This is a genomic window from Streptomyces sp. ISL-98, from assembly GCF_018614055.1.
Taxonomy (GTDB): Bacteria; Actinomycetota; Actinomycetes; order Streptomycetales; family Streptomycetaceae; genus Streptomyces; species Streptomyces spiramyceticus.
The window spans coordinates 1-6,456 of the sequence record NZ_JAGGPB010000112.1 but is presented as its reverse complement, the minus strand read 5'-3'; the positions used below and the strand labels follow the sequence as shown (position 1 = coordinate 6,456).

At 67.6% G+C, this 6,456-nt stretch carries 6 protein-coding genes; 2 read left to right on the top strand and 4 right to left on the bottom strand.

The annotated features are described in order from the left end of the window. Positions 1-442: 442 nt before the first annotated feature. The 3 genes from J7I98_RS39930 to J7I98_RS39920 all read right to left on the bottom strand — a co-directional run bounded on the left by J7I98_RS39930 (position 443) and on the right by J7I98_RS39920 (position 1,768). On the bottom strand, positions 443-775 hold the full coding sequence (locus tag J7I98_RS39930) for a hypothetical protein (RefSeq protein WP_214929962.1): 333 nt from the start codon (positions 773-775) through the stop codon (positions 443-445). A gap of 67 nt (positions 776-842) precedes the next feature. Continuing rightward, positions 843-1,172: a hypothetical protein gene (locus J7I98_RS39925; RefSeq protein WP_214929961.1), complete on the bottom strand. Its 330-nt coding sequence runs from the start codon at positions 1,170-1,172 to the stop codon at positions 843-845. 41 nt (positions 1,173-1,213) lie between these two features. Continuing rightward, positions 1,214-1,768 carry a DUF3592 domain-containing protein gene (locus J7I98_RS39920; protein WP_214929960.1) on the bottom strand — a complete coding sequence of 185 codons (555 nt, stop codon included), beginning with the start codon at positions 1,766-1,768 and terminating at the stop codon, positions 1,214-1,216. Positions 1,769-2,260: 492 nt separating this feature from the next. Here J7I98_RS39920 and J7I98_RS39915 point away from each other — a divergent pair, with 492 nt between their 5' ends. After that, positions 2,261-2,584 (top strand): hypothetical protein, encoded by a 324-nt coding sequence (locus tag J7I98_RS39915; RefSeq protein WP_214929959.1) that lies wholly within the window; start codon positions 2,261-2,263, stop codon positions 2,582-2,584. A gap of 652 nt (positions 2,585-3,236) precedes the next feature. On the opposite strand, the gene J7I98_RS39910 is transcribed toward J7I98_RS39915, so the two are convergent. Beyond that, a complete protein-coding gene (locus J7I98_RS39910) occupies positions 3,237-4,817 on the bottom strand; it encodes an alpha/beta hydrolase (protein ID WP_308378127.1) in 1,581 nt (526 codons plus the stop codon). A 704-nt stretch (positions 4,818-5,521) separates the two neighbouring features. Here J7I98_RS39910 and J7I98_RS39905 point away from each other — a divergent pair. After that, positions 5,522-6,331, top strand: coding sequence for an abortive infection protein (locus tag J7I98_RS39905; RefSeq protein WP_214929957.1), 810 nt, complete (start codon positions 5,522-5,524; stop codon positions 6,329-6,331). Positions 6,332-6,456 lie beyond the last annotated feature (125 nt).

Below are 6,456 nucleotides of genomic sequence, written 5' to 3'. Positions count from 1 at the left end.
AAGCAGGAACCTGTAAGCCGGGAAACCGGCCGAAACCCCTGAGAAGGGGAATCCCCCTGCTGCTGGGGGAGGACGTCAAGAAGACAGCCCGGGAGATTGAGCAGCGGCTGGCCACCAACGACGGCCCTATGGACGTGTAGCCCACGGGGCGCTTTCTGCCAGCGGCCCCGAAGCGGTGTCACGCGCCTCGCCGAAGCTGTGAGGTTGTCGGGCTGTTTGCCCAGGTAGGGCGGGTTGCTACGGGGGTGTTGTGAGCTGGTGCAGAGCCCGCCCGCCCCCGCACTGGTGTCCTGTGACACGCGATCTTTTGCCGTTTGGCAGGCGAGCGGGAACTGCGATCTCGTGAGTACGCGGCCACAAGATTCGCGCCTTGGGCCGGCGGTGTCGCCGAGTTGGCGCCTGCCGCCTGCTGCCCGATGCAAGGCTGTGGTCTGTCTGCCGGCTACAGGCTGAGGGTCAGCAGGATCGCGACGGCCGGCGGGACCGGTGCGGCCCACCCCGCCCAGTAGCTGGCCCGGGCCAGGGCGGTGCGGCGGAAGGGTAGCCGGGAGGCCACCACGAGCAGCGGGGTGGCCGTCCAGGATGCCCACCAGCAGGCCTTGACGACCGCCACCGTCTGAGGGTGGACCTCCGTGGCCATTCCGGCCAACCCCCCGAAGAAGAAGGCCACGGGGATCAGGGCCACCGTCAAGGCCGTGGCCCACATCGACACCTCGTCGATGGCAGGAGTCTCGGCGGCGCGGTCGGCGGTCAGGGCGGGGGGCGTCTCGTGCATGGGGACAGCCAAGCAGCTCCGAACGGCCGTTCGCGTGCGCGGGTGTACTCAGGGCCGGCCGGGTTCCCTACTCATCATGCCCAGGCGGCTGTCCAGCCCCGTGGCACCGGGCGGTCCCACGGGGCTGCGGGCGGTGGTTGCTCTTGAGCGGCAAGCAGTCAAGATCGCCTGTCACAGGACACTTCCGTACGCCCTGGTCCGGCCCGCCGGCGCGGAGGACGATGGGGGCATGGGTGAGCACGACCAGGACCAGGACGACGTCGCCGAACCGGCGCGGCCGCCGCTGACCGTCGCGCAGGCCCGCGAGGTGACGGCCGGGCTGCGTGAGGCGATGGACGACGTCCGGCGTACGGTCGCGGTGCTCGCCGCCCGGGTGCGCGACGAGGGGCGTCCCCAAGACCTTGTGCTGCTGCCGCAGAAAATGAGAGTCGGCTCCGGTCAGAGAGTGAGGAGTAGGACGAGCAATACCACCAGCGTGCCCGCTGTGAGCAGCGACCCCAACACGGTGAACACCAGGTCGACCGTCGCTGCGTCCCAGCCCTGGATGGCAAACCGGCGGGGATCTTCCGGATCGTAATGGACCATGACAACGGTTCCTACGCCGAAGCCACTTCCGACGACACCGCGGCCAAACCTGGATGAGTACTCGCACTCGCGGCCGTCCCGGGTCGTCCAGGCTGCGACCGGGTGGTGAAATCTCGCGCCTTCGTCGCCTCGGCTGACGTCGTGGCGGACAATCCGACCCTCTGCGGTGACACCTGTGCGGCGGATCGCGCTGGCGCGGCGGAGTCCGTACACGCCGAAGCTGAGGAAGACCGCGCCGATCGTCAGCGGGATGAGCGAGAAGAGCCATTCACGTTCCATGTGTTGTGCGACGCGCGCGTGTGGGGTGTCGGTTGCGAGTGGGTCGGCTGTGGCAGCCTGCCTGCCACCACTGTTCCGCGCGCTCGTCGACACAAGACCGACAGGGTTGGAGCCCGACGTGACGACCATGCTTCGGTGTGATTCGACCGCCTGCCCCGCTTCGGTGGCCGCTGCCCGGCATCTGACTGCTCCCGCAGTTACGTCAGCTGGTTGCCGAAGGGCTGCTGATGGGGCCGCGCGGGCAGTACGTCAACGAGTTCAGCCCGGAGCAGCAGCGCCGGCGCGTCCGGCAATTGCGAGAGCGCGCCAGTGACCTGCGCCGCGAGGCCCTCGACACGTAGCCCTGCCCGGCTCGCGCCCTCGGACCGGTGTCACGCACCATGTCCGGTCGCACTGGACGCTGCGTCGCCGGGCGGTCGCGACCAGCGAAGTGAAAAGTCAGGCTGCGCAGCCGGTGGCTGAGTTGGTCAACTTGACCGTGCATCTTCGCCGCGTCGACTGCCACGAGACTGTCAGTCGTTTTGTCACGGGAATTGTCAGTGCAACGCTCGGAGTGCGGATCCGGCAGGTACTTTCGGCAGGATCTATGCCTCAATCACCTGCCACCCGATAGGGAACACCGTGAACAGCCGGGACCGCATCCCGTACTTCCGCTGGCAGCGCCACTTGCCGCGCCTCATACAGGACCGGAGCGCGGGCCTGATGATGGCCGGGGCGGCGGCCGTCGCCCTCTCGTTTGGCGTCGTCGGCGCTGTCGCTGAGCTGTCCGGCCCATCATCAGATCCGTGCCAGCGGGCCCGCGACATCGCCGACGACGCCCGCCCCGCTGACGGAAGGGTGGACTCCGGCATTGAGCGCGAGCAGGCCGTCGAACCGGCTGGTGACTGGCTCGACGCCGCGACCGAATGCCGACAGCGCGGCGGCGACCCGGGTCCCGGGCTCTAGCCACCAACACCACAGCCTCCGCCGACACCGGCGGGGGCTGCGGCCAGGGCGCCTCTTTCGAAACGTTCGGCTCACACCTGGTGGCGGCTGGGCACGGCTAGCAGGCGACGCGGCCGAGCCCAGCCATCCTTTCGCGCGATGCAGCAGCCGTATGCAAGATCGAACTGCACTGTGCAGACCCAGATGCAAGGTCAACCTGCCCTATGCAAAGTCAGCCGCTTCAGGGCACACCTGGTGTCACGTCAGCCCGAACCTGTGAGGTCTGTGAGGTCTGTGAGGCTCACAGCCCATACCCCCAGTAGACGGGGTGAGCTGTGAGGGTGTGAGCCTGTGAGGCGGAGCTCGCGCCTGTGCTTCCGTACGCCCTGGTCCGGCCCGTCGGGTCCTCTGTCGTGCTTGTTCGGCCCACTGCTTCCGCGCTTGCTCCTTGCGCTTGCTCTTCTTCTCCTTGCTTTGCTCGCTGTTGCCGCCCAGCGACGTGCGGGACCTGCGGAGCACCCGGTGGGTCTCGGGGCTGCCGCCGTCGGGGTTCGGGGCCGCGCACAGTCAGTGGCTGCGGGCAGCCGCGCCGTGTTCCGCCCCAGCCCGGTACAGCAAGCCCTGATCGTGAGGCCCTCCGCAGGCAGAGGGCCTCACAGGGGACTCCTGGGGTCTAGAAGCGGCTGACCATCCCCGGGATGCCCCGAGGCGTCGGGAGCGGCAGCGGGTTGGGGTCGCTGCGTTCGTCTGCGGCCGGAGGGGCCTGGCAGGTCACGTCCTTCGACGGCAGCTTGCCGGTGGTCAGGTAGGCGGTGGCCGTCTTGTCGGCGCACGACTTGGTGCCGTAGATGCCGTGTCCGACACCTCCGGAGACCGTCACCATCTTCGACCCCTTCATGGCACGGCGCAGGCCCTGGCCGCTGGTCAGCGGCGTCTGGGAATCCCACTCGTTCTGCAGGATCAGCGCGCCGGCCTTGTTGTCGATCGTGGTGGCGGGCTCGCTGCCTTTCTTCTTCCAGAAGGCGCACGGCTTGATGTGGGAGGCGAAGTCGCCGTACAACGGGTACTTGGCCTTGTCCCGGATCGCGTCCTTGCGGTACTGCTCGGGATCGCGCGGCCAGGTGCGGGTGTCGGCGCAGACGACGGACCAGAAGCCCGCGTCGCCGTTGTCCGAGGGCACGGTCCGGCCGAACGACGGCGGAAGGGGCGCGGGCGTCCTGAGCTCCCGGCCGGCGGACGGGGGTGCTCCTGTGGCGGCCTTCTTCAACTTGGCGACCGACTCGGCGGCGTCGCGCACGCTGAAGAACATGCCCCGGCTGCCGTAGCGGATGTCGTCACCGGTCAGAAGTGTGCCGTCAAGGTCGATCGGCTCGCGGTCGGCCTGGGCGACCAGGTCGTAGAAGGTCTTGCGTACCGCTTGCGGGGTCTTGCCCAGCTTGTATGTGGCATGCCGCGCGGCGGTCCACTCGGTCCACCTGGTGAAGGCGGGCTCGGTGCCCTCCGCCCAGACCTGGATCATGCCGCGCCATACCCGGGCCGGGTCGACGGCGCTGTCCAGCACGAAGCGGTCGGAGCGCTTCGGGAACATCTGCGTGTAGACGGCGCCGAGGTAGGTGCCGTACGAGTACCCGAGGTAGGAGATCTTCTTCTCGCCGAGCACGACACGGATCACGTCCATGTCCCGGGCGGTGTTGCGGGTGGTGATGTGGCGCAACTTGTCACCCTGCTTGGCGTCGCACTTCTCAGCGACGGTCCGGGCCCACTTCACGTCCTTGGTGAACGTCTCGGCCTTGTACGGCCGTTCCCAGTTCCGCTCCTCGGACGTCAGGCCGCAGCCGAGTGGGGAGCTCTGGCCGATGCCTCGCGGGTCGAAGCCGATGAGGTCGTACTTGGCCTTCACGGCCTTCGGCAGCTCGCCTGCCAGGTACTGCGGCAGGTCGACGCCCGGCCCGCCCGGGCCACCCGGGTTGAGCAGAAGCACACCGCGCCGCTCCTTCTTGGTGCTCGTCTTCATCCTCGATATCGCGAGGTCGAGCTTCTTGCCGCCCGGGCTGCTGTAGTCGAGCGGCACCTTGATCGTGGCGCACTGGAAGGCGGCAGGCATCGCCGTGGCGCAGCGGTGCCAGTCCGGCTTCTGCTGGAGGTACGGGCGAAGGGGATTCTCCGCGGCGGATGCCGTGGCTGGGGTCAGCGCGGGAACCAGCGTGGTGACGGTGCCCACCGCCAGGAAGAGGGCTATTCGACTGTTTCGCACGTGGGTTGAGCCCTTAGTTGGTTGCGTACGGGACGCACCCACCTTTTCGTGCGCGGACGTTGAGCGAATCCCTCCCCAAGGCAGGGTTTCTCCCACCATGGGGGGATGGGGAGTTGGGACAGATAGTGCTTGAGTCGCACAACCGTAACCGGCTCAACGCCATCTACTTCTAGTGGACTTCTCAGATCAATTCAGTTTAGTTTTGCACGATCTCAAGTATTTTGAGTCCCAAGGAGTTTGTTCGCGTCGTTGCAATGTCCGATTCGATTCCACCGGCGTCTTCCACAAGATGCCGCGGCCGCTGCGGCGCCAGCGCGCTCCTCCACACCAGGCGTCGCCTTCGTCGGCAACAGGTCCATGTCTGGATCAACGATGTAAGCGGCTGATAGATCCCGCCCCGCACTCATCTGGCCAGGACGCAGGCCGATGAGTCGTGATCGCTTCCCACCCCCCAGGTGCGAAGAAGGGGGCGGCCGTATGGGCGCATGCCGCCGCAGCAGGACCGTGGCGACAGTCGTCCGGGCAGTCCCCAGAACGGCGCTGGTCACCCTGTCCGGGTGGCATCGCGGACAGTCATGAAGGCGATTAGTCAGCAGTGGTTCAGCAATTCCGCGTTCTCGTTGGCAATGGGGCCATCTGCTCCTCGCGCCGAAGGTCGAGCGAGGTGGCGACTTTGGTCGACGGGGGCGAGCCCTTCGGCCGATGTGCCGCCGACCGCATTCCGTTGGTTCGAGCCGCGGCAGTTCGACAAGGACGCGGAGCAGACCCTCGCCTTTCTCGGCTCGGTGGCGCGCGCCGCCGAGCGGCTGCGCACCCGACACCCCGGCGTGGGCATCGCGGTCGGCACCGAGCTGACCATCTTCATGTCCGGCCTGGTGCCGGGCAAGGACTACAACGAGCGCGGCCAGGCGCTGGGGCGCCCCGAGTCGGCCGGCTACCAGGGGCGGCTGAACGCCTTTCTGGACCGGGCGCTGAAGACCATAAGGCCGCTGTTCAAGGGGCGGGTCACGTACAGCTCGGGGGAGTGGGAGGAGGTCGACTGGCGCGGCTTCGACGTCGTGGGGGTCAATCTGTACCGGAACACGGACAACAAGGCCACATACACCAAGAAGCTGCGCGCCCTGCGCCGGCACGGCAAGCCCGTCGTCATCACCGAGTTCGGCTGCTGCACCTTCACGGGGGCCAAGGAGCAGGGCGGGTCGGGCTTCAACGTGGTGGACTGGGAGCGGGAACCGCCGGTGGTCAAGGACGGCTATGTGCGTAACGAACGGGAACAGGCCGACGAGGTCGGCGAGTTGCTGGACCTCTACGCGGCCGAGCGGGTGCACGGCGCGTTCGTCTACAACTTCATCGCCCCCGACTCGCCCTACTCCCCGCAGCGCCGCCACGACCTGGACATCGCCAGCTTCGCGCTGGCCAAGACCTTCCCCACCGGGACGCGGCGCGGCTACGCGGAGACCGGGCAGTGGGAGCCCAAGCAGTCCTTCCACACGGTGGCCCGCCGGTTCCGGTGACACGTGCAGCGACCGATGCCACGGGAGCCACTGATTCCTAACCTCGCCGTTTCACTTGGTGTGGGGCCGGATTTTGTGCGGTAACGCGAAAGTGCCTTCTGAGCTGCAATGCCGGTGAGTTAGCA

Coding starts and splice junctions, on each gene's coding strand:
- J7I98_RS39920 (WP_214929960.1), bottom strand. CDS start 1,768: ATGGTCGTCACGTCGGGCTCCAACCCTGTCGGTCTTGTGTCGACGAGC.
- J7I98_RS39930 (WP_214929962.1), bottom strand. CDS start 775: ATGCACGAGACGCCCCCCGCCCTGACCGCCGACCGCGCCGCCGAGACT.